Below are 20,022 nucleotides of genomic sequence, written 5' to 3' on the forward strand. Positions count from 1 at the left end.
CCTGAGGGCGGAACAAAACTATTGATCGATGGACAGAGTCCGACAGATCGGCGCCACTGACTTACTGGCAGTAACAGCGGCCGCGATTACCAAGTTTTGGCAAAGCGCGGCCGCAGTGACGCCTCTTCGACAGCTCCTTCACACGCGCAACACGTCCACGGCGTTTAGACCACCGATCGGGGGCGCCGGACCGGAAGCGGCCTAGAACAGGGCGCGGGCGAGCGCCCGGCGCGCCGCGGCCACCCGCGGGTCGTCGGCGCCGACCACCTCGAACAGCTCCAGCAGCCGCAGCCGTACGGCGTCCCGGTCGTCGCCCGCCGTGACGCGCACCGTGTCGATGAGGCGCCCGAAGGCGTCCTCCACGTGGCCGCCCACCAGGTCCAGGTCGGCGGCGGCGATCTGCGCCTGGGCGTCGCCCGGCTTGTCGGCCGCCTCCTGACGGACCTTCTGCGGATCGGCGTCCTGCACCCGCTGGAGCAACTCGGCCTGGGCCAGGCCCAGTTTGGCCTCCGTGTTACCCGGCTCCTCGGCCAGCACGTTCTTGTAGGCCTGGACGGCACCGCCCAGGTCGCCCGCGTCCATCGCCTGCACGGCGGCATCGAGGGCCGCGTCGTGCGGACCGGCCGGACGCTCGGGGGCGGCGGGCCGCTCGGCGCCCGGCTCCGCCTCGGGGTCGACGACGAGACCGGTCAGGCCGAACCGCTCCTCGCCGACCTGCACCAGCTGGTCCAGGGTCTGGCGGATCTGCTGCTCGCCCGCGGCCCCCTGGAAGAGGGGCAGCGCCTGTCCGGCGACGACCGCGAACACGGCGGGGATGCCCTGGACGCCGAACTGCTGCATGAGCATCTGGTTGGCGTCGACGTCGATCTTGGCGAGGAGGAAGCGCCCGTTGTACTCGACGGCGAGCCGCTCCAGGACCGGGCTCAACTGCTTGCAGGGCTCGCACCACTCGGCCCAGAAGTCGATGACGACCGGGACCTCGGTGGACCGCTGCAAAACCTCGCTCTCGAAGCCGGCCTCGTCGACGTCGATGACGAGGTCGGCCGGGGAGACGGCGCCCGCGCCGCCGGTCCGGGCCGCCTCGGCGCGCGCCTGCTCCGCCTTGGCCTTGGCCTCCTGGGCCTGCTTCACCGCGGCGAGGTCGACGACCCCGCTCATGGACATGTTCCGTGGCTGCATGGGTCTATCCTCCCCCGTACGGCGCGCGCGTGTGAAAACCGGGTCGAAAGCCCGCCCGGATGTGTGCTGTTCGGCCTGTGTACTGCCCGATGTACGTCCTGCTCGGCGCCGGGTCCCCACCCCACGCCCGTGGTCGTCGCTGGGGCGCGGGCGGACCCGCGCTTTCGCTACGCGTCGTAGCGTAATGCCAGGAGGGCCCGTCGCGACACCCCGCCCCGGTGATCTGTCTCACGAGGGACCGCGTGTTACCCGCCGGTTAAGGTCGGGGGATGCAGAGCAGCACCCCCGCCGGCCGTGCCGGGCGCCCGCGCAGTGCCGCGGCGGACACCGCGATCCTGGCCGCGACGCGGGCCGCCCTGGTGGATCTCGGCTGGTCGAAGCTCACCCTGGGAGACGTCGCCACGCGGGCCGGGGTTGCCAAGACGACGCTGTACCGCCGCTGGGCGGGCAAGAACGAGCTGGTCGTGGACGCGGTGGCGGAGCTCTTCGACGAGCTGGAGCTGCCCGACCGCGGCTCCCTCGCCGCCGACATCGAGGGCGTGGTGCTCCAGTTCGCGGCGATCCTGGCCCGTCCGGAGGCCAGGAGCGGTCTGATGGCGGTGGTCGCGGAGTCCACGCGGGACGACGCGCTGCGCGAGCGCATCCGCACCTCGATCGTCGAGCGGCAGAAGCGCCTGGTGCTGGAGGGCAGGGCACGGGCCCAGGCCCGGGGCGAGCTGCCGCCGGAGCCGGACGCGGCGGAGGCGGCGCGCACCGCGGACCTGATCTTCGACATGGTCGCGGGAGCGGTGGTGCACCGCACGCTGGTCAGCGCGGAGACCGCGAACGAGGAGTGGGTACGCGGTCTGACGCAGGTACTGCTGTGGGGCTTGGCCTCACAGCCGACCGAGCCGGCCGACGGCTGACGGCTGACTTCTCGGCCGACCGAGTCGGGTGGTGGGTGGGCATAGTCCGGGGGTCCAGGGGGCGGAGCCCCCTGGAGACGCCCGCACCGGCTCCGGCAGCTAGAACCCCGCCGGCTCCGTGTACACCCCCCACTCGTCCCGCAGCACCCCGCAGATCTCCCCGAGCGTCGCCTCCGCCCGCACCGCGTCCAGCATCGGCTCGATCATGTTGCCCCCGGAGCGGGCCGCCGCCAGCATCGCGTCCAGGGCGCCCCGCACCGCCGCATCGTCGCGGGCGGCCTTGCGCTCGCCCAGCACCCGCACCTGCTCGCGCTCCACCTCGTGGCTGACCCGCAGGATCTCCAGGTCGCCGGTGACGGAGCCGGTGTGGACGTTGACGCCGACCACCTTCTTGTCGTCCTTCTCCAGAGCCTGCTGGTAGCGGAAGGCCGACTCGGCGATCTCGCCGGTGAACCAGCCGTCCTCGATGCCCCGCAGCAGTCCCGAGGTGATCGGGCCGACGGGGTGCTGCCCGTCGGGGTGGGCCCGCAGCCCCCGCTCCTTGATCTGCTCGAAGATCTTCTCCGCGTCCGCCTCGATGCGGTCGGTCAGCTGCTCGATGAACCAGGAACCGCCCAGCGGGTCGGCGACGTTGGCGACGCCGGTCTCCTCCATCAGCACCTGCTGGGTGCGCAGGGCGATCTCGGCGGCCTGCTCGCTGGGCAGGGCGAGGGTCTCGTCGAGCGCGTTGGTGTGCAGGGAGTTGGTGCCGCCGAGCACCGCCGCGAGCGCCTCCACGGCCGTACGGACCACGTTGTTGTACGGCTGCTGCGCGGTCAGCGACACACCGGCGGTCTGGGTGTGGAAGCGCAGCCACTGCGCCTTGTCGGTCTGCGCCCCGTACACGTCCCGCATCCAGCGCGCCCAGATCCTGCGCGCCGCGCGGAACTTGGCGATCTCCTCGAAGAAGTCGAGGTGCGCGTCGAAGAAGAAGGAGAGGCCGGGCGCGAAGACGTCCACGTCGAGGCCGCGGCTGAGCCCCAGCTCCACGTACCCGAAGCCGTCCGCCAGGGTGTACGCCAGCTCCTGCGCGGCCGTCGCACCGGCCTCGCGGATGTGGTACCCGGAGACGGAGAGCGGCTTGTAGGCGGGGATGCCGGCCGCGCAGTACTCCATCAGGTCGCCGATCAGGCGCAGATGCGGCTCGGGCTGGAAGAGCCACTCCTTCTGCGCGATGTACTCCTTGAAGATGTCGGTTTGCAGCGTGCCGTTGAGCACCGACGCGTCGACGCCCTGGCGCTCGGCGGCGACCAGGTACATGCAGAACACGGGCACGGCGGGCCCGCTGATCGTCATGGAGGTGGTCACGTCCCCGAGCGGGATGTCCTGGAACAGGACCTCCATGTCGGCGGCCGAGTCGATGGCGACGCCGCAGTGCCCGACCTCGCCGAGCGAGCGCGGGTCGTCGGAGTCGCGGCCCATCAGGGTCGGCATGTCGAAGGCGACCGAGAGCCCGCCGCCGCCGTTGCGGAGGATCATCTTGTAGCGCTCGTTGGTCTGCTCGGCGTTGCCGAACCCGGCGAACTGCCGGATGGTCCACGTACGCCCTCGGTACCCGGTCGGATGCAGGCCGCGGGTGAAGGGGTACTCGCCCGGCCAGCCGATCCGCTCGAAGCCCTCGTACTCGTCCCCGGGGCGGGGCCCGTACACCGGCTCCACGGGGTCTCCGGAGAGCGTGGTGAAGTCCGCGTCGCGCTTGCGCGCCGCGTCGTACCGGGCCTGCCAGCGAAGGCGGCCCTCCTCTATGGCGTGAGCGTCCATACCCTCGAATTTACTAGGACGTCCAAGTAAATGTCGATGGGGTACCGCCGTACGGGTGTCCGTACGGCGGTGGGACGGCCCGCGAGGAGCCGGTTACGCCTTGACGGGGGCGGGCGCCTCGGCGGCGGCGGCCTTCGCGTCCAGCTCCTGGGTGACCCTGCGCTCCACGAAGAACGCCGCGGTCGGAACGGTCCCGGCGAGCAGCACCCAGAGCTGCTTCTTCACCGGCCACTTCGCCTTGGAGCCCAGGTCGAAGGCGAAGACCAGGTAGATCACGTACAGCCAGCCGTGGGCGATGCTGACGACCTGGGTGAAGTCCGCGGCGCCGCCCAGATCCAGCACGTACTTCGCGATCATGCCGAGGCACAGCGCGATCAGCAGCACACCGGTGACGTACGCCATGACCCGGTAGCGGGTCAGCACGCTCTTTTTCATGGCTCCGAGCGTAACCGCCCGTTTCGCGCGATCTTCGACCGGGTCGGGCGACTCGCCGGGCCCGCCGGCCCGCGCGCTCAGTCCTCCTCGAAGTCCCCCGCGGCGACCCGCAGCGGCCGCAGCATCGCGAAGATCTCCCCGCACTCCTCGGCGTCGTACGCGCCCAGGCCGAAGTCCATCGCCATCAGGTCGCGGGTGGCCGCCTCGACGACCTCGCGGCCCTTGTCGGTGATGGTGGCCAGGGTGCCGCGGCCGTCGTTGGGGTTGGGGCGCTTGGCCACCAGACCGGAGCGCACCAGCCGGTCGACGGTGTTCGTCACGGAGGTGGGGTGCACCATCAGGCGCTCGCCGATCTTGGACATCGGCAGTTCGCCCGACTTGGAGAAGGTGAGCAGCACCAGCGCCTCGTACCGCGCGAACGTCAGCCCGTACGGCTTGACCACGGCGTCGACCTCGCCCAGCAGGATCTGCTGGGCCCGCATGATCGAGGTGATCGCCGCCATGGAGGGCACACCGCCCCAGCGCTGTGCCCAGAGTTCGTCGGCTCGGGCGATGGGATCGAAGGAGAGACTGAGGGGCTTCGGCACGGCAAGAGACCTTACCGGCCGGTCACATGCCGGTCAGCCCCGTCTCGCCCTTCGATACCACCGACCGCGCAGGGGTGCCGGCCGGGCGCTCATCCGGCGAGGTGGCGCTCGACCGTCTCGACCTTGGACGTGAGGCCGTCCGTCACGCCGGGGCGGATGTCCGCCTTGAGGACCAGGGAGACCCGGGGCGCCCTGGCCTCGACGGCGGCCACGGCCCGCCGGACGACGTCCATGACCTCGTCCCACTCGCCCTCGACGGACGTGAACATCGCGTCGGTGCGGTTCGGCAGCCCGGACTCGCGGACCACCCGGACGGCGTCGGCGACGTACTCCCCCACGTCCTCGCCGACGCCGAGCGGCGTCACGGAGAAGGCGACGATCATGCGTTGACGATCCCTTCCTGGCGGGCGCGGGAGGCGATGACCGCGGTCTCGGCCTCGCGCTTGAGCTTGCGGTCGGCGAAGAAGCCACCGGTCGGCAGGACCGAGAGGACGAAGTAGAGGGCGGCGGTCTTCAGCGGCCACTTGGCGCGGTTCCAGGCGTCCGCCCAGAAGATCACGTACAGCACGAAGAGGACACCGTGGATCATGCCCATCGCCGGCACCGCGTTGAAGTCGGTGGTCCGCTTCAGGACCGAGCAGACGAGCAGGAGGAGGAACGAGATCGCCTCGGGGGCCGAGACCAGGCGGAGGCGGCGGAGGGCGGTGGCGGTCTTGAGGTCCACGGGTCACCTTCGGTGGGAGGGAGTCGCTGACGGCGCGGGTGGCGTGTGCGGTCCGCCTTGTGAACGGAAGCACAATCGTTCGCCCATTGTGGCAAACAATGCCCCAAGGGATGGACTCAGGGTCGGTCTCCACCCGTGGGCCCTGTTCTGTCCACCCGTGGCGGGGCTACTTTCACAGCGTGGCGATGTTCCGACTTCAAGGCAGCAAGGTCCTCGCCGTCGACCTGACCTCGGACGCCGTGAAGGCGAAGAACGGCTCGATGGTCGCGTACGACGGGGAGATGGCCTTCAAGAAGCTGAGCGGCGGTGGTGAGGGCCTCCGGGGGATGGTGACCCGGCGGATCACCGGCGAGCAGATGACGGTGATGGAGGTGAGGGGGCAGGGGACCTGCTGGTTCGCGGACCGGGCCTCGGAGATCACCCTGGTGGGTCTCCAGGGCGACAAGCTGTACGTCGAGTCGAGCAACTTCCTGGCGGCCGACGCCGGACTGCGCACCGGCACCAGCTTCACGGGCACGCGCGGCGCCTCCCAGGGCAACGGGCTGTTCACCACGACGATCGAGGGGCACGGGCAGGCGGCGATCATGTCCGACGGGCCCGCGGTGGTGCTGCGGGTCAGCGCCCAGTACCCGCTGACCGTCGACCCGGGGGCGTACGTGGCGCACCAGGGGAACCTGCGGCAGTCCTTCCAGTCGGGTGTGACCTTCCGCACCCTGTTCGGGGAGGGCGGCGGCGAGGCCTTCCAGATCCGCTTCGAGGGCGACGGACTGGTGTACGTGCAGCCGAGCGAGCGGAACACGATCGCGGGAGACGTCTGACCATGGCCTTCCAGGAGATCAATTCGAAGATGGTCCAGGCGACCGTCGCACCCGGGCAGCGGCTGTTCAGTCAGCGCGGTGCCATGCTCGCCTACCGCGGCGAGGTGTCCTTCACCCCGAATCTCCGCGGCGGCCAGGGCGGGGTCATGTCGATGATCGGCCGCCGGGTGGCGAACGAGGACACCCCGCTGATGACCGTGGAGGGCAGCGGCACCGTGTTCTTCGGGCACGGCGGCCACCACGTCCAGGTGATCAACCTGTCGGGCGACACCCTCTACGTGGAGGCGGACCGCCTCCTCGCCTTCGAGGGCACCCTGGAGCAGAGCACGGTGTTCCTCGGCTCGCAGGGCGGCGTCATGGGCATGGTGCGGGGCCAGGTGAGCGGGCAGGGGCTGTTCACCACGTCCCTGAAGGGCCACGGCTCGGTGGCGGTGATGGCCCACGGCGGCGTCTTCGAGGTGCCCATCACCCCGCAGCGCCCGGTGCGCGTCGACCCGCAGGCCTACGTCGCCCACCACGGCGACGTGCGCAACAAGCTGTCCACGGCCCTGGGCTGGCGGGACATGGTGGGGCGCGGCTCCGGCGAGGCGTTCCAGCTGGAGCTGAGCGGCAGCGGCACGGTGTTCGTCCAGGCGTCGGAGGAGAAGCTGTGAGCACGGTCCACCACGACCCGGCGACGCTGCCGGCCGACGACAACGTCAACCCGTACACCTTCTGCGTGGAGCTCAAGGGGAGCCAGTGGTTCCTGCAAAAGGGGAAGATGATCGCCTACTACGGGACGATCGATTTCAACGGGATCGGGCACGGCCGGCTGGACCGTCTGGTGCGCACGTCGTTCCATTCGCCTCTGCACGCGAGCGACTGGGTCGTGGCGGAGGGCTCGGGCAAGATGCTCCTCGCCGACCGGGCCTTCGACGTGAATTCCTACGACCTCGAAGACGGCAACCTGACCATTCGCTCGGGCAACCTGCTCGCTTTTCAGCCAAGCCTCGCGCTCAAGCAGTCGATCGTGCCGGGCTTCCTGACGCTGATCGGAACCGGAAAGTTCGTGGCCGCGTCGAACGGTCCGGTGGTGTTCGTGGAACCGCCGGTCCGGGTCGACCCGCAGGCCCTGGTCGGCTGGGCCGACTGCCCGTCCCCGTGCCACCACTACGACCACGGGTACATGACCGGTCTACTGGGCGGTCTACGTGCGATGACGGGGCTCGGCGGGGCCTCCGGGGAGGAGCACCAGTTCGAGTTCGTGGGAGCCGGCACGGTGCTGCTGCAGTCGAGCGAGACGCTGATGGCGGAGCAGTCCGTGGGGACTCCTCCGCAGCAGGCGGGGGTACCCGGAGGCGGGCCTTCCGGAGCGCCGGGAGGCCGGTCCGGAGCACCGGGGCTTCCCGGACAGCTGGGAGACCTCCAGCGCCGCTTCGGGCTGTGAGCGGTAATCTGCGGAGTGTGACATCGAACGCGTGCGCACCGTCACCGTCACGGAAAACCCCTCACTAGTTCACCTTTCAACCTTTTAGGTAGACTTCATTCATGGAGACCGAGACGGCCACTCGCTGGCTGACCGATACGGAGCAGTGTGCTTGGCGCACCCACCTGGAGGTCAACAGGCTGTTGACGCACCAGCTCGAGAAGGACCTGCAACCGTTCGGCCTGACAATGAACGACTACGAGATCCTGGTGAACCTCTCCGAGTCGGAGGGCGACAGAATGCGGATGAGCGACCTGGCCACTGCCACGATGCAGTCCAAGAGCCGCCTGTCCCACCAGATCACCCGCATGGAGAACGCGAACCTGGTCCGGCGGGAGAACTGCGAGTCCGACCGGCGCGGGCTCTTCGCCGTCCTCACCGAGCACGGCATGGAGACGATGCGGAAGGTCGCGCCGCACCACGTGGCCTCCGTCCGCAGGCACTTCATCGACCTGCTGGCCCCGGAGGACCTGACGGAGCTGGACAAGGCGCTCAAGCCCATCGCGGAACACCTGCGCGGGCAGCGGGGACGTCCCTGAGCCCCTGAGTCCCTAATCACATCTCCCGGGCCGTGCCGGCCCGGTCACCCGGCAGGCGGAGCTCGAACAGGGCGCCGCCTGCCGGCGCGTCGTGCACCGTGAGCGTGCCGCCGTGCCGTACGGCCACGTCGCGGGCGATGGCCAGCCCGAGACCGGCGCCGCCGTCGTCGCGGCTGCGGGCGGCGTCGAGCCGTACGAAGCGCTCGAAGATCCGCTCCCGGTCGGCCGCCGGCACGCCGTCGCCGTCGTCGGCCACGGCGGCCACCACCGCGTCCCCGTCCCGCCGTACGGACACCTCCACCGCCGACCGGGCGTGCCGCTGCGCGTTGTCGAGCAGATTGGCCAGGACCCGCCCCAGCTGCCCCCGCGATCCGGCCACGCTCACCGGGTCCTCGGCGCCCCGCACGCTCACCCCGGCCCGGCCCTCGGCCGCCTCCCGCGCGAGCGCCGCGAGGTCGACCCGGGCCTCGGCGGGCCGCTCCCCCGCGTCCAGCCTGGCCAGCAGCAACAGGTCGGCGGCGAGCCGCTGGAGCCGTACGGTGTCCGCCACGGCGCCGTCCAGGTCCAGCAGCTCCGGATGGGCGGCGGCCACCTCCAGCTGGGTGCGCAGCGACGCGATCGGGCTGCGCAGCTCGTGCGAGGCGTCCGCGACGAAGCCGCGCTGCCGCTCCACCGAGGACTCCAGCGCCGCCAGCGTCTCGTTGGTGGTCGAGGCGAGCCTGGCCACCTCGTCGTGGGTGCCCGGCACCGGGACGCGGCGGGCCAGGTCCTCGCTGGCGGTGATCGCGGCCATCTCGCGCCGGATGCCCTCCACGGGGCGCAGCGCGCGCCGGGTGACCAGCCAGGTCACCCACGCCACGACCGCGAGCAGCAGCGGGAAGCCGATCAGCATCACGGTCAGCGCGGTGTCCACGGCGCCGTGTTCGGCGGAGAGCGGGGCACCGGCGTAGACGGTGAGCGTGCCCCGGTCGTCGGTCTTCACCGGGACGGCGGCGAAGCGGTAGTCCTCCGTGTCCCCGTCGATGGTCGCCGAGCCGTCGCTGACGGTGATCCGTCCGCCGATCTCACCCGGTTCGAGGGACTCGCCGGAGTCGTCATCGTCGTCGGCGTCGTCGTCCTCCCCGTCCGGGGATGCGGCGGGCCGCGGCTTCACCTGGTCGACGCCGGTGCCGCTGATCCGTTCCAGGTCCTCGCTCGCGGCGACCAGCGCACCGTCCTCGTCGACCACCTGCACCGGCCGGTCGTCCACGTCCAGCGACAGGTCCGCGTACGGCGTCCCGACGGCCAGCTCCGTCGCCACCTCCCGCGCCGAGCGCTCGGCCTGGGTGCCCGCCTCGCCGAGCAGGTTGGAGCGCAGGGACAGCAGGACGGCGGTGCCGGCGGCGACGAGGGCGACGGCGACCACGAGGGTCGCGGCGAGCGTGGCACGGGCCCGCACCGAGCCGAAGAGGCGGCTCACCGCCCGGTCTCCAACCGGTAACCGGCGCCGCGCACGGTCCGGATGAGCCCGGCGCGCAGCTTGCGCCGCAGCGCGCTGACGTACACCTCGACGATGTTCGGGTCGCCGTCGTAGGCGAAGTCCCAGACGTGCTCCAGGATCTCCGCTTTGGACACCACCTGACCGGCCCGCACCACGAGCTGCTCCAGGACGGCGAACTCCTTGGCGGTGAGGGCGACCTCGTCCTCGCCGAGGAACACCCGGCGGGCGCCGGTGTCGACCCTGAGGTCGCCGTGGACGTGCACGGGCGAGGCTCCGGCGCCCTGCCCCCGCCGCCGCAGCAGGGCCTTCACGCGGGCGACGAGGACGACGTAGGAGAAGGGCTTGGTGAGGTAGTCGTCCGCGCCGGTGTCCAGGCCCTCGGCCTCGTCGTACTCGCCGTCCTTGGCGGTGAGCATCAGGATCGGGACCTCGTGCCCGGCGGCGCGCAGGGCGGCGCAGACCCGGTAGCCGTTGAGGCCGGGCAGCATGATGTCGAGGATGACGAGGTCGTACACGCCCTCGCCCGCCCTGTGCAGTCCCTCCAGGCCGTCGTGGACGACGTCCACGGCGTATCCCTCCGCGGTGAGGCCCTTGGCGAGCGACACGGCGAGGCGCTTCTCGTCCTCCACGATCAACAGGCGCATGGGTAGAGGGTCCCAAAGCCGAGCTGAAGATCCCTTCAGGCGGCTTCAGGTTGGCCTCAGCGTCGGTCCGCGACAGTGAACACGTCGAAAACGACGGGACTCTGGACGACTCGGAGGAAACAGCATGAAGCGCAACATCGTGATCGCCGCCGTCACCGCGGCCGCGCTGGTCGGCGGCGGTACGGCGACGGCCCTCGCGACGACGGGGGACGACGACCGGGGTACGGCGTCCCGCGCGGACGTCGCGGACGCCTCGGCCGTCACCGTGTCGGACGACGACGGCGTACGGGACGAGGCCGACGACACCGACGACGACCGGCGCGACGACTCCGGCGCGGCCTCCGCGAAGGTCACGGCCGCCGACGCCGTCGCCGCCGCGCTGGCGGACACCCCGGGCACGGCCGTCTCCGCCGAACTGGACGACGAGGACGACGACGGGGACGACCGCCGGGAGCGCGCGGCCTGGGAGGTCGACGTCCTCTCCGGCGACGGCACCTGGCACAGCGTCCGGGTCGACCCGGCCACCGGCAAGGTGCTGGGCTCGGAGCGGGACGACGACGAGGACGACACCGCCGAGGTGCGCGCGGCCCTGAAGGGCACCTCGGTGGACGCCGCCGAGGCGGCGAAGGCGGCGGCCGGACACGGCACCGTCACCTCCGTCGAGCTGGACGACGACGGCGACCACGGCGACGGCAAGCCCGCCTGGGAGGTCGAGACGCACGCCTCCGGCAAGGGTGAGCAGGACTGGCGGGTCGACCCGAAGACCGGCAAGGTCACGGCCGACCGCTCGGACGACGCGCACGGCTCTCACGACTCGGACGACGCCGACGACTCCGGCAGCTCCGACGACACCGACGACGACTGAGCGGCCCCTCCGGCCCCTGCGGCGGGCCGGGGCGCCCCGCGGCGGTACCCCGGCACCAGTGCCGCCGCCGCGGCGACCGCGCCGGAGAGCGCGAAGCACACCGGCAGCGGCAACCGCTCCACCAGCAGCCCGACGGCGGCGGCCCCGGCGGAACTTCCGGCGTTCACCGCGGTGTTGCACCAGGCGCCCGCCCGGACCCGGAAACCGGCCGGCACGCTCTCGTCGGCGATCAGGTACGCCGTGGTCAGCGCCGGGGCCACGAACAGGCCCGCGCACATGACGGCCGGCACCAGCGTGCCGAGTCCGGGCGCGAGGCCCGCGGCGGCGAGGCAGAGCCCGAGCCCGGCCGCGAAGAAGGGGAGCCGCGCCCGGGTGGGCGAACTCCAGGCGACGGCGCCGTTGACGAGACCGCCGACCGCACTGCCCACCGACAGCGCCGCGAGCACCCAGGCGACCGCGCCGTCTCCGAGGCCGCGTTCTCCCGCGAAGGCCACGACGAGGAGGTCGACGGCGCTCACCGACACGCCGACCCCTGCCGCGACGAGGACGGGCTGCAACAGCGCCCGGGCCTGCCCGTCGGCACGGCCCTTCGAAGCGGGGCCCTCGTTCTTCTCCGGCCCCGCCGGACGCAGCGCGGCGGTCGCCGGCGAGGTGACGAAGGCGAGGGTGCCGACCGCCACCAGCACCGCGCTGAGCACGACGCCGACGGTCGGCGGCGCGACGGCGACGATGCCGCCGACCAGGAGCGGACCGGAGACGAAGAGCAGCTCCTCGGCGACGCCGTCCAGGCTGTAGGCACGCTGCAACAGGGCCCGGTCGGGCAGCAGTTCCGCCCACACCGCGCGCATCGTGGGGCCGAGTGGGGGCGTGCAGGCGCCCGCGAACGCGGCGGTCACCGCGAGGACGGCCTCGGACGTGCCCGGACGCCGGCAGGCCGCCGCCAGCGCGCAGAGCAGGACGGCGTACAGCAGGGCCATGGGCAGCAGGGCCCGGCGCGGACCGTGCCGGTCGACGAGGGAGGCGCGGTAGGGGGACAGGAAGACGCTCGTGGCGCCGAAGAGCGCCATGACCAGCCCGGCCACGGCGTACGACCCGCTGGACCGGGTCAGCGCAAGCATCAGGGCGAGGGAGACCGTGCCGTACGACAGCCGCCCGACGAGGGCGGCCGCGAACGTACGGCGGGCATGGGGGACACGGAGCACAACGGCATACGAGGGCCGCGGAGAGAGCGTGGACACGCGAAAGTTCCTCAGAGGGAGGCAACGGGGGGACGCCGAGGCGCGCGACGGCCGGATCCGGCGGTCGCGTGCGGGGCGGGCCCTATGCCAAGAGGAGGAACATGCGCGTCACTCTAGCCCGTCCGGCGTTTGAGGACGAGGCCGTTCAGGCCGAAAGCGGGGGTCTGGGGGCGGCAGCCCCCAGGGTCGGGAAGGGAAGGGGCGGCGGGGGCGAAGAAACCCCACGCAAGACCCCCCGCACCGCTCACTCCCCGCGTCAGCCCCGCGTCAGCCCCGCCACCAGCTCGTCCGCCGCCCGGTACGGGTCCAGCTCCCCGGCGACGATCCGCTCCGCCAGCGCGCCCAGCCGCCGGTCCCCGTGCAGGTCCCCGATGCGTTCCCGCAGCGTCGTGACGGCGATGGTCTCGACCTCGCGGGCGGCCCGGACGCGGCGCCGCTCGCCGAGGACGTCCCGTTCCTCCATCCACGCCCGGTGCTTCTCCAGCGCCTCGACGACCTCGTCGACGCCCTCGCCGCGCGCGGCGACCGTCTTGACGATGGGCGGGCGCCAGTCGCCGGCGGCGCGTGCCTCGCCGAGCCCCAGCATGTGGTTCAGCTCGCGGGCGGTCGCGTCGGCCCCGTCGCGGTCGGCCTTGTTGACCACGTAGACGTCGCCGATCTCCAGGATTCCGGCCTTGGCCGCCTGGATGCCGTCGCCCATGCCGGGGGCGAGCAGGACGACGGAGGTGTCGGCCTGGGAGGCGATCTCGACCTCCGACTGGCCGACGCCCACCGTCTCGACCAGGACCACGTCGCAGCCGGCCGCGTCCAGCACGCGGATCGCCTGCGGCGCGGCCCAGGCGAGGCCGCCGAGGTGGCCGCGGGTCGCCATCGAGCGGATGTAGACGCCCGGGTCGGAGGCGTGCTCCGACATCCGGACCCGGTCGCCGAGCAGGGCGCCGCCGGAGAAGGGGGAGGACGGGTCGACGGCGAGCACGCCGACCCGCTTGCCCTGCTTGCGGTAGGCCGTCACCAGCGCCGAGGTGGACGTCGACTTGCCGACGCCCGGGGAGCCGGTCAGACCGACCACGTAGGCGTTGCCCGTGAGCGGCGCGAGCGCCTCCATGACCTCCCTGAGCTGCGGGGACGCCCCCTCCACCAGGGAGATCAGCCGGGCCACGGCCCGCGGCCGGCCTTCTCGGGCCTGGGCCACCAGTGAGGAGACGTCCTGCATCACAGCTCCGTTCAGCTCCGTTCGGTGAGGTCTCGTAGCGCCGGCGAGACCTCGGTTCTGAGGGGTCAGGCCCCGGGCACCCGCACGATCAGCGCGTCGCCCTGCCCGCCGCCGCCGCACAGCGCGGCCGCGCCGACGCCGCCGCCGCGCCGCTTCAGTTCCAGCGCCAGGTGCAGCACCAGCCGGGCGCCGGACATGCCGATGGGGTGTCCGAGGGCGATGGCACCACCGTTGACGTTCACCTTTTCGGTGGACACGCCGAGGTCCTTCATTGACTGGACGGCGACGGCCGCGAACGCCTCGTTGATCTCGATGAGGTCGAGGTCGCCGACCTCCAGGCCCTCCTTCTTGAGGGCGTGCCGGATGGCGTTCGACGGCTGCGACTGCAAAGAGTTGTCCGGGCCCGCGACGTTGCCGTGCGCGCCGATCTCCGCGATCCACTCCAGGCCCAGCTCCTCGGCCTTGGCCCGGCTCATGACGACCACGGCCGCCGCGCCGTCGGAGATCTGCGAGGAGGAGCCCGCGGTGATGGTGCCGTCCGTGGCGAAGGCCGGACGCAGCTTGCCGAGCGACTCGGCGGTGGTGTCGCCGCGGATCCCCTCGTCCTTGGCGAACAGCACCGGGTCGCCCTTGCGCTGCGGGATCTCGACCGGGGTGATCTCCGCGTCGAAGACGCCGTTCTTCTGGGCGGCGGCGGCGCGCTGGTGGGACAGCGCGGCGATCTCGTCCTGGGCGGCGCGCTCGATGCCGAGCCGGGTGTTGTGCTTCTCCGTGGACTCGCCCATGGCGATGTCCTCGAAGGAGTCGGTCAGGCCGTCGTGGGCCATCGCGTCGATCATCTGGACCGCGCCGTACTTGTAGCCCTCGCGGGACTTGGGCAGCAGGTGCGGGGCGTTGGTCATGGACTCCTGGCCGCCGGCGACGATCACGTCGAATTCACCCGCGCGAATGAGCTGGTCGGCGAGTGCGATGGCGTCGAGGCCGGAGAGGCAGACCTTGTTGATCGTGAGCGCCGGGACGCTCATGGGGATGCCGGCCTTGACGGCGGCCTGGCGGGCGGGGATCTGCCCGGCACCGGCCTGGAGCACCTGCCCCATGATCACGTACTGCACCTGGTCGCCGCCGATCCCCGCGCGGTCGAGGGCGGCCTTGATCGCGAAGCCGCCGAGGTCGGCCCCGGAGAAGGACTTCAGGGAGCCGAGCAGCCGCCCCATCGGGGTGCGGGCACCCGCGACGATGACGGAGGTGGTGGCGTTCGTTCCAGCGGTTCCAGCGGTTTCAGTGGTTCCAGAAGACATGGGCTGCGGTCCCCTTTTCCGGCCCGCACAGGCCGAGGAGTGAACGAGGGTTTACTCGAATGTACTGAGCGGTATCCCGCCCGTCACCGGGCTGTCGGTGTGATCGCGCGCACGTTGCGTAACCACCTCCGGAGCGCTGCACTGAAACCATGCTGACGCGAATCGACCACATCGGAATCGCCTGCCACGACCTCGACGCGACCGTCGACTTCTACCGTGCCACCTACGGCTTCGAGGTGTTCCACACCGAGGTCAACGAGGAGCAGGGCGTGCGCGAGGCGATGCTCAAGATCAACGATACGTCGGACGGGGGCGCCTCCTACCTCCAGCTCCTGGAGCCGACCCGCGAGGACTCCGCGGTCGGCAAGTGGCTCGCCAAGAACGGCGAGGGCGTCCACCACATCGCCTTCGGCACGGCGGACGTGGACGCGGACGCCGCGGACGTCCGGAGCAAGGGCGTACGCGTTCTGTACGACGAGCCCCGGCGCGGTTCCATGGGGTCGCGGATCACCTTCCTGCACCCCAAGGACTGCCATGGCGTACTGACAGAACTGGTCACATCGGCGGCCGTTGAGTCACCTGAGCACTGACCCTCGTACATAGGGGCCGGTAGGGTTGGGTGCGGTCGCCGCTCAGTCCAGGGTGACCCGGTCCTGTCGTCTTCGGCGCCGGGACCGCCGGGGTCGTGTTTCGGGGGGCGGGCGACGGGGCAGCAGCACATGCTCCGCCGTTGATCTGACACCATTCCCCGGGGGCCCCGTCCGTCGGACGGACGGAGCTCGTTCGGGAAGATTTGCGACCAGGGGACGGATGGGACCGCGCAGTGCGGGGCTACGAGAGCCAGGAGCGAGAGCCGGCGGCTGACGTCGACCACCTCTCTCGGTTCGAGGCCGAGATGAAGCGGCTGAAGACCGAGCGGGAAAAGGCGATCCAGCACGCCGAGGACCTCGGCTACCAGGTCGAGGTGCTGCGCGCCAAGCTGCACGAGGCGCGGCGCACCATCATGTCCCGGCCCGCCTTCGACGGCGGCGACATCGGGTACCAGGCCGAGCAGCTGCTGCGCAACGCGCAGACGCAGGCCGACCAGCTGCGCGCCGACGCGGAGCGGGAGCTGAGCCAGGCCCGGGCGCAGACCCAGCGGATCCTCCAGGAGCACGCCGAGCAGGCCGCCCGGCTCCAGGCGGAGCTGCACCAGGAGGCGGTGACCCGCCGCCAGCAGCTGGACCAGGAGCTGGCCGAGCGCCGGCAGACGGTCGAGTCGCACGTCAACGAGAACGTCGCCTGGGCCGAGCAGCTGCGCGCCCGCACCGAGCAGCAGGCCAGGCGCCTGCTCGACGAGTCCCGCGCGGAGGCCGAGCAGGCCATGAGCGCGGCCCGCGCGGAGGCCGAGCGGCTGACCGCCGAGGCCCGGCAGCGGCTGCGGAGCGACGCGGAGAGCGCGCGGGCCGAGGCCGAGCAGATCCTGCGCCGGGCCCGTACCGACGCGGAGCGGCTGCTGAACGCCGCCTCGACGCAGGCGCAGGAGGCCACCGACCACGCCGAGCAGCTGCGCAGCTCCACCGCCTCCGAGTCGGAGTCCACCCGCCGCGAGGTCCAGGAGCTGAGCCGGGCCGCCGAGCGGCGCATGTCGGAGGCCGAGGAGGCGCTGCGCAAGGCGCAGGCCGAGGCCGAGAAGGTGGTCGCCGAGGCCGAGGAGGCCGCGGCCAAGGCGCTGTCCAGCGCCGAGGCGACCAACGAGCAGCGCACCCGTACCGCCAAGGAGCAGGTCGCCCGGCTGGTCGGCGAGGCCACCAAGGACGCCGAGAGCACCAGGTCCGAGGCCGAGCAGGTGGTCGCGGACGCCCGCGCCGAGGCCGAGCGGATCGTCGCCGAGGCCGCCGAGAAGGCCCGCACGATCACCGCCGAGGAGTCGGCCACCCAGCTGTCCAAGGCGGCCAAGACGGCCGAGGACGTGCTGAACAAGGCGTCGGAGGACGCCAAGCGCACCACGAAGGCCGCCACCGAGGAGGCCGAGCGGATCCGCACCGAGGCCGAGACCGAGGCGGACCGGCTGCGCGCCGAGGCGCACGACATCGCCGAGGAGCTCAAGGGCGCGGCGAAGGACGACACCAAGGAGTACCGCGCCAAGACGGTCGAGCTTCAGGAGGAGGCGCGCCGGCTGCGCGGCGAGGCCGAGCAGCTGCGGGCGGACGCGGTCGCCGAGGGCGAGAAGATCCGCGCCGAGGCCCGCAAGGAGGCCGTGGCGCAGATCGAGGAGGCGGCGAAGACCGCCGAGGAGCTGCTCGCCAAGGCCAAGGCGGACGCCGACGAGCTGCGGCAGAGCGCGACGGCGGACGGCGAGAAGGTCCGCGCCGAGGCGATCGAGCGGGCGACCACCCTGCGCCGGCAGGCCGAGGAGACCCTGGAGCGCACCCGCGCGGAGGCCGAGCGGCACCGCACGGAGGCCGCCGAACGGGTGGCGGAGCTCCAGTCCGAGGCCGAGCGGGCCGCCCGCGAGCTGCGCGAGGAGACCGAGCGCGCCGTCGAGGCCCGGCAGGCGGAGGCCGCCGAGGAGCTGACGCGGCTGCACACCGAGGCCGAGGAGCGCCGCACCGCCGCCGAGGAGGCGCTGGGCGAGGCCCGCGAGCAGGGCGAGCGGATCCGCCGCGAGGCCGCCGAGGAGAGCGAGCGGCTGCGCACCGAGGCCGCGGAGCGGGTCCGTACGCTCCAGCAGCAGGCCGAGACGGAGGCCGAGCGGCTGCGCACCGAGGCCGCCGCGGACGCGTCCGCCTCCCGCGCGGAGGGCGAGGCCGTCGCCGTACGGCTGCGTTCGGAGGCTGCCAACGAGGCGGAGCGGCTGAAGACGGAGGCGCAGGAGAGCGCCGACCGGGTGCGGGCGGAGGCGCAGACCGCCGCCGAGCGCATCGCCGCCGAGGCGTCGGAGGCGCTGGCCGCCGCCCAGGAGGAGGCCGCCCGGCGCCGCCGCGAGGCGGAGGAACTCCTCGGCTCGGCCCGGCAGGAGGCCGACCAGGAGCGCGAGCGGGCCCGCGAGCAGAGCGAGGAGCTGCTGGCCTCGGCGCGCAACCGCGTGGAGGAGGCCCAGGCCGAGGCGGTCCGGCTGGTCGAGGAGGCCGACCGGCGCGCCACCGAGATGGTGTCGGCCGCCGAGCAGCACGCGACGCAGGTACGGGAGTCGGTCGCCGGGCTGCACGAGCAGGCCCAGGAGGAGATCACCGGGCTGCGCAGCGCCGCCGAGCACGCCGCCGAACGCACCCGCACCGAGGCCCAGGAGGAGGCGGACCGGGTCCGCGCCGACGCCTACGCGGAGCGGGAGCGGGCGAGCGAGGACGCCGGGCGCCTCAGGCGCGAGGCGCAGGAGGAGACCGAGGCCGCCAAGGCGCTGGCCGAGCGGACCGTGTCCGAGGCCATCACCGAGGCCGACCGGATCCGCGCGGACGTCTCCGAGCACGCCCAGCGGGTGCGCACCGAGGCCTCCGACGCCATCGCCGAGGCCGAGCAGTCCGCGTCGCGCACCCGGGCGGACGCCCGCGAGGACGCCAACCGCATCCGGTCCGACGCGGCGACGCAGGCGGACACCCTGATCACCGAGGCGCGTTCCGAGGCGGAGCGGCTCACCACCGAGACGGCGGCCGAGACCGACCGGATCCGCACCCGGACGCTCGCGGAGGCGGAGCGCGTCACCGCCGAGGCGGCGAGCGAGTCCGAGCGGGTCAGGACCGAGGCGGCCACCGAGGCGGAGCGGCTGCGCACCGAGACGATCGCCGAGGCCGACCGGGTACGGGCCGAGGCGAGCGCCCGGGCCGAGCAGCTGGTCTCGGACGCCACCGGGGAGGCGGAGCGGCTGCGGGCCGAGGCCGCCGACACCGTCGGCTCCGCGCAGCAGCACGCCGAGCGGCTGCGCACCGAGGCCGACCGGGTCCGGCGCGAGGCGGCGGCCGAGGCCGAGCGGGTCACCACGGCGGCCCGCGAGGAGGCCGAGCGCACCCTCGACGAGGCCCGCAAGGACGCCAACAAGCGGCGCTCCGAGGCCGCCGAGCAGGTCGACACGCTCATCACGGAGACCACCGCGGAGGCCGACAAGCTGCTCACCGAGGCGCAGCAGCAGGCGCAGAAGACCACCGCGGACGCCGAGTCGCAGGCCGACACGATGGTCGGCGCGGCCCGCTCGGAGGCCGACCGGATCGTCCAGGAGGCGACGGTCGAGGGCAACACCCGGGTGGAGAAGGCCCGTACGGACGCGGACGAGCTGCTCGTCGGCGCCCGCCGGGACGCCACCGCCATAAGGGAGCGCGCGGAGGAGCTGCGCGAGCGCCTCACCTCCGAGATCGAGGAGCTGCACGAGCGGGCCCGCCGCGAGGCCGCCGAGACGATGAAGTCGGCCGGCGACCGCTGCGACGCGCTCATCAAGGCCGCCGAGGAGCAGCTCGCCAAGGCGGAGGCGAAGGCCAAGGAGCTGGTGTCGGAGGCCAACTCCGAGGCCGGCAAGGTGCGCATCGCCGCCGTCAAGAAGGCCGAGGGGCTGCTCAAGGAGGCCGAGCAGAAGAAGGCCACCCTGGTCCGCGAGGCCGAGGAGCTGAAGGCCGAGGCGGTCCGCGAGGCCCGCGCCACGGTCGACGAGGGCAAGCGCGAGCTGGAGGTGCTGGTCCGGCGCCGCGAGGACATCAACGCGGAGATCTCCCGGGTGCAGGACGTCCTGGAGGCGCTGGAGTCGTTCGAGGCACCCGGGGGCGCGAAGGACAACGGGGTGAAGGCCGGAGCGACGGTGGGCGCCCCACGTTCGGGTGGCAAGTCGTCAGACGGCTAGCATTCGGGGTGGTTTGGGTGTCTGCTGG

The 20,022-nt window shown here is 72.5% G+C and carries 19 protein-coding genes; 8 read left to right on the forward strand and 11 right to left on the reverse strand.

Annotated features, from left to right (window positions below; translation table 11 throughout):
* Positions 1 to 201 precede the first annotated feature (201 nt).
* Positions 202 to 1,179 (reverse strand): tetratricopeptide repeat protein, encoded by a 978-nt coding sequence (locus tag B9W62_RS12045; RefSeq protein ID WP_179235445.1) that lies wholly within the window; start codon positions 1,177 to 1,179, stop codon positions 202 to 204.
* Positions 1,180 to 1,448: 269 nt separating this feature from the next.
* Between B9W62_RS12045 and B9W62_RS12050 the strand changes: the two genes are divergently transcribed.
* A complete protein-coding gene (locus B9W62_RS12050; RefSeq protein ID WP_087807178.1) occupies positions 1,449 to 2,084 on the forward strand; it encodes a TetR/AcrR family transcriptional regulator in 636 nt (211 codons plus the stop codon).
* 99 nt (positions 2,085 to 2,183) lie between these two features.
* On the opposite strand, the gene B9W62_RS12055 is transcribed toward B9W62_RS12050, so the two are convergent.
* From B9W62_RS12055 to B9W62_RS12075, 5 genes are all read right to left on the reverse strand, one after another.
* Positions 2,184 to 3,884, reverse strand: coding sequence for a coenzyme B12-dependent isobutyryl-CoA mutase large subunit (locus tag B9W62_RS12055; protein ID WP_087807179.1), 1,701 nt, complete (start codon positions 3,882 to 3,884; stop codon positions 2,184 to 2,186).
* Between the two features lie 93 nt (positions 3,885 to 3,977).
* Positions 3,978 to 4,319 carry a DUF3817 domain-containing protein gene (locus B9W62_RS12060; RefSeq protein WP_179235446.1) on the reverse strand — a complete coding sequence of 114 codons (342 nt, stop codon included), beginning with the start codon at positions 4,317 to 4,319 and terminating at the stop codon, positions 3,978 to 3,980.
* Positions 4,320 to 4,396: 77 nt separating this feature from the next.
* Positions 4,397 to 4,906 carry a MarR family winged helix-turn-helix transcriptional regulator gene (locus B9W62_RS12065; RefSeq protein ID WP_087807181.1) on the reverse strand — a complete coding sequence of 170 codons (510 nt, stop codon included), beginning with the start codon at positions 4,904 to 4,906 and terminating at the stop codon, positions 4,397 to 4,399.
* An 89-nt stretch (positions 4,907 to 4,995) separates the two neighbouring features.
* Positions 4,996 to 5,289: an MTH1187 family thiamine-binding protein gene (locus B9W62_RS12070; protein ID WP_030187368.1), complete on the reverse strand. Its 294-nt coding sequence runs from the start codon at positions 5,287 to 5,289 to the stop codon at positions 4,996 to 4,998.
* On the reverse strand, positions 5,286 to 5,630 hold the full coding sequence (locus B9W62_RS12075) for a DUF3817 domain-containing protein (RefSeq protein ID WP_087807182.1): 345 nt from the start codon (positions 5,628 to 5,630) through the stop codon (positions 5,286 to 5,288). The genes B9W62_RS12070 and B9W62_RS12075 overlap by 4 nt, the downstream gene beginning before the upstream one ends.
* Positions 5,631 to 5,815: 185 nt before the next feature.
* On the opposite strand from B9W62_RS12075, the gene B9W62_RS12080 reads away from it, so the two are divergent.
* From B9W62_RS12080 to B9W62_RS12095, 4 genes are all read left to right on the forward strand, one after another.
* Positions 5,816 to 6,448 carry an AIM24 family protein gene (locus tag B9W62_RS12080; protein WP_087807183.1) on the forward strand — a complete coding sequence of 211 codons (633 nt, stop codon included), beginning with the start codon at positions 5,816 to 5,818 and terminating at the stop codon, positions 6,446 to 6,448.
* Positions 6,449 to 6,450: 2 nt separating this feature from the next.
* On the forward strand, positions 6,451 to 7,101 hold the full coding sequence (locus tag B9W62_RS12085; RefSeq protein ID WP_059301495.1) for an AIM24 family protein: 651 nt from the start codon (positions 6,451 to 6,453) through the stop codon (positions 7,099 to 7,101).
* Positions 7,098 to 7,874 (forward strand): AIM24 family protein, encoded by a 777-nt coding sequence (locus B9W62_RS12090; RefSeq protein ID WP_087807184.1) that lies wholly within the window; start codon positions 7,098 to 7,100, stop codon positions 7,872 to 7,874. Before B9W62_RS12085 ends, B9W62_RS12090 begins: the two co-directional genes overlap by 4 nt.
* A 101-nt stretch (positions 7,875 to 7,975) precedes the next feature.
* The gene (locus B9W62_RS12095; RefSeq protein WP_087807185.1) at positions 7,976 to 8,452 is read left to right on the forward strand and encodes a MarR family winged helix-turn-helix transcriptional regulator; all 477 of its coding nucleotides are present in this window, start codon (positions 7,976 to 7,978) and stop codon (positions 8,450 to 8,452) included.
* Positions 8,453 to 8,468: 16 nt separating this feature from the next.
* Here B9W62_RS12095 and B9W62_RS12100 read toward each other — a convergent pair whose 3' ends face one another.
* Both B9W62_RS12100 and B9W62_RS12105 read right to left on the reverse strand, forming a co-directional pair.
* Complete coding sequence (locus B9W62_RS12100; RefSeq protein WP_087807186.1) at positions 8,469 to 9,911, reverse strand: ATP-binding protein; 1,443 nt, start codon at positions 9,909 to 9,911, stop codon at positions 8,469 to 8,471.
* On the reverse strand, positions 9,908 to 10,576 hold the full coding sequence (locus B9W62_RS12105) for a response regulator transcription factor (protein WP_087807187.1): 669 nt from the start codon (positions 10,574 to 10,576) through the stop codon (positions 9,908 to 9,910). The genes B9W62_RS12100 and B9W62_RS12105 overlap by 4 nt, the downstream gene beginning before the upstream one ends.
* Before the next feature lie 124 nt (positions 10,577 to 10,700).
* On the opposite strand from B9W62_RS12105, the gene B9W62_RS12110 reads away from it, so the two are divergent.
* A complete protein-coding gene (locus B9W62_RS12110; protein WP_087807188.1) occupies positions 10,701 to 11,441 on the forward strand; it encodes a PepSY domain-containing protein in 741 nt (246 codons plus the stop codon).
* Here B9W62_RS12110 and B9W62_RS12115 read toward each other — a convergent pair.
* The 3 genes from B9W62_RS12115 to B9W62_RS12125 all read right to left on the reverse strand — a co-directional run bounded on the left by B9W62_RS12115 (position 11,384) and on the right by B9W62_RS12125 (position 15,190).
* Complete coding sequence (locus B9W62_RS12115) at positions 11,384 to 12,679, reverse strand: MFS transporter (RefSeq protein ID WP_087807189.1); 1,296 nt, start codon at positions 12,677 to 12,679, stop codon at positions 11,384 to 11,386. The genes B9W62_RS12110 and B9W62_RS12115 overlap by 58 nt on opposite strands.
* Positions 12,680 to 12,935: 256 nt before the next feature.
* Positions 12,936 to 13,892, reverse strand: a complete 957-nt coding sequence (gene meaB / locus B9W62_RS12120; protein WP_087807190.1) for a methylmalonyl Co-A mutase-associated GTPase MeaB — start codon at positions 13,890 to 13,892, stop codon at positions 12,936 to 12,938.
* A 65-nt stretch (positions 13,893 to 13,957) separates the two neighbouring features.
* Positions 13,958 to 15,190 carry an acetyl-CoA C-acetyltransferase gene (locus B9W62_RS12125; protein ID WP_087807191.1) on the reverse strand — a complete coding sequence of 411 codons (1,233 nt, stop codon included), beginning with the start codon at positions 15,188 to 15,190 and terminating at the stop codon, positions 13,958 to 13,960.
* A gap of 149 nt (positions 15,191 to 15,339) precedes the next feature.
* Here B9W62_RS12125 and mce point away from each other — a divergent pair, with 149 nt between their 5' ends.
* Together mce and scy are read left to right on the forward strand one after the other, a co-directional pair.
* The gene (gene mce / locus B9W62_RS12130) at positions 15,340 to 15,780 is read left to right on the forward strand and encodes a methylmalonyl-CoA epimerase (RefSeq protein ID WP_087807192.1); all 441 of its coding nucleotides are present in this window, start codon (positions 15,340 to 15,342) and stop codon (positions 15,778 to 15,780) included.
* 233 nt (positions 15,781 to 16,013) lie between these two features.
* A complete protein-coding gene (gene scy / locus B9W62_RS12135; RefSeq protein ID WP_087807193.1) occupies positions 16,014 to 19,994 on the forward strand; it encodes a polarized growth protein Scy in 3,981 nt (1,326 codons plus the stop codon).
* Positions 19,995 to 20,022: the final 28 nt, after the last annotated feature.

Origin of the sequence: Streptomyces sp. CS113 (genome assembly GCF_002188365.1) — a bacterium.
GTDB classification, from domain to species: domain Bacteria; phylum Actinomycetota; class Actinomycetes; order Streptomycetales; family Streptomycetaceae; genus Streptomyces; species Streptomyces tendae.

Bases quoted from the DNA above. Each gene is read 5' to 3' on its own strand.
- B9W62_RS12045 (WP_179235445.1), bottom strand. From the start codon at position 1,179: ATGCAGCCACGGAACATGTCCATGAGCGGGGTCGTCGACCTCGCCGCG.
- B9W62_RS12050 (WP_087807178.1), top strand. From the start codon at position 1,449: ATGCAGAGCAGCACCCCCGCCGGCCGTGCCGGGCGCCCGCGCAGTGCC.
- B9W62_RS12055 (WP_087807179.1), bottom strand. From the start codon at position 3,884: ATGGACGCTCACGCCATAGAGGAGGGCCGCCTTCGCTGGCAGGCCCGG.
- B9W62_RS12060 (WP_179235446.1), bottom strand. From the start codon at position 4,319: ATGAAAAAGAGCGTGCTGACCCGCTACCGGGTCATGGCGTACGTCACC.
- B9W62_RS12070 (WP_030187368.1), bottom strand. From the start codon at position 5,289: ATGATCGTCGCCTTCTCCGTGACGCCGCTCGGCGTCGGCGAGGACGTG.
- B9W62_RS12080 (WP_087807183.1), top strand. From the start codon at position 5,816: ATGTTCCGACTTCAAGGCAGCAAGGTCCTCGCCGTCGACCTGACCTCG.
- B9W62_RS12085 (WP_059301495.1), top strand. From the start codon at position 6,451: ATGGCCTTCCAGGAGATCAATTCGAAGATGGTCCAGGCGACCGTCGCA.
- B9W62_RS12095 (WP_087807185.1), top strand. From the start codon at position 7,976: ATGGAGACCGAGACGGCCACTCGCTGGCTGACCGATACGGAGCAGTGT.
- B9W62_RS12105 (WP_087807187.1), bottom strand. From the start codon at position 10,576: ATGCGCCTGTTGATCGTGGAGGACGAGAAGCGCCTCGCCGTGTCGCTC.
- B9W62_RS12110 (WP_087807188.1), top strand. From the start codon at position 10,701: ATGAAGCGCAACATCGTGATCGCCGCCGTCACCGCGGCCGCGCTGGTC.
- meaB (WP_087807190.1), bottom strand. From the start codon at position 13,892: ATGCAGGACGTCTCCTCACTGGTGGCCCAGGCCCGAGAAGGCCGGCCG.
- B9W62_RS12125 (WP_087807191.1), bottom strand. From the start codon at position 15,190: ATGTCTTCTGGAACCACTGAAACCGCTGGAACCGCTGGAACGAACGCC.
- mce (WP_087807192.1), top strand. From the start codon at position 15,340: ATGCTGACGCGAATCGACCACATCGGAATCGCCTGCCACGACCTCGAC.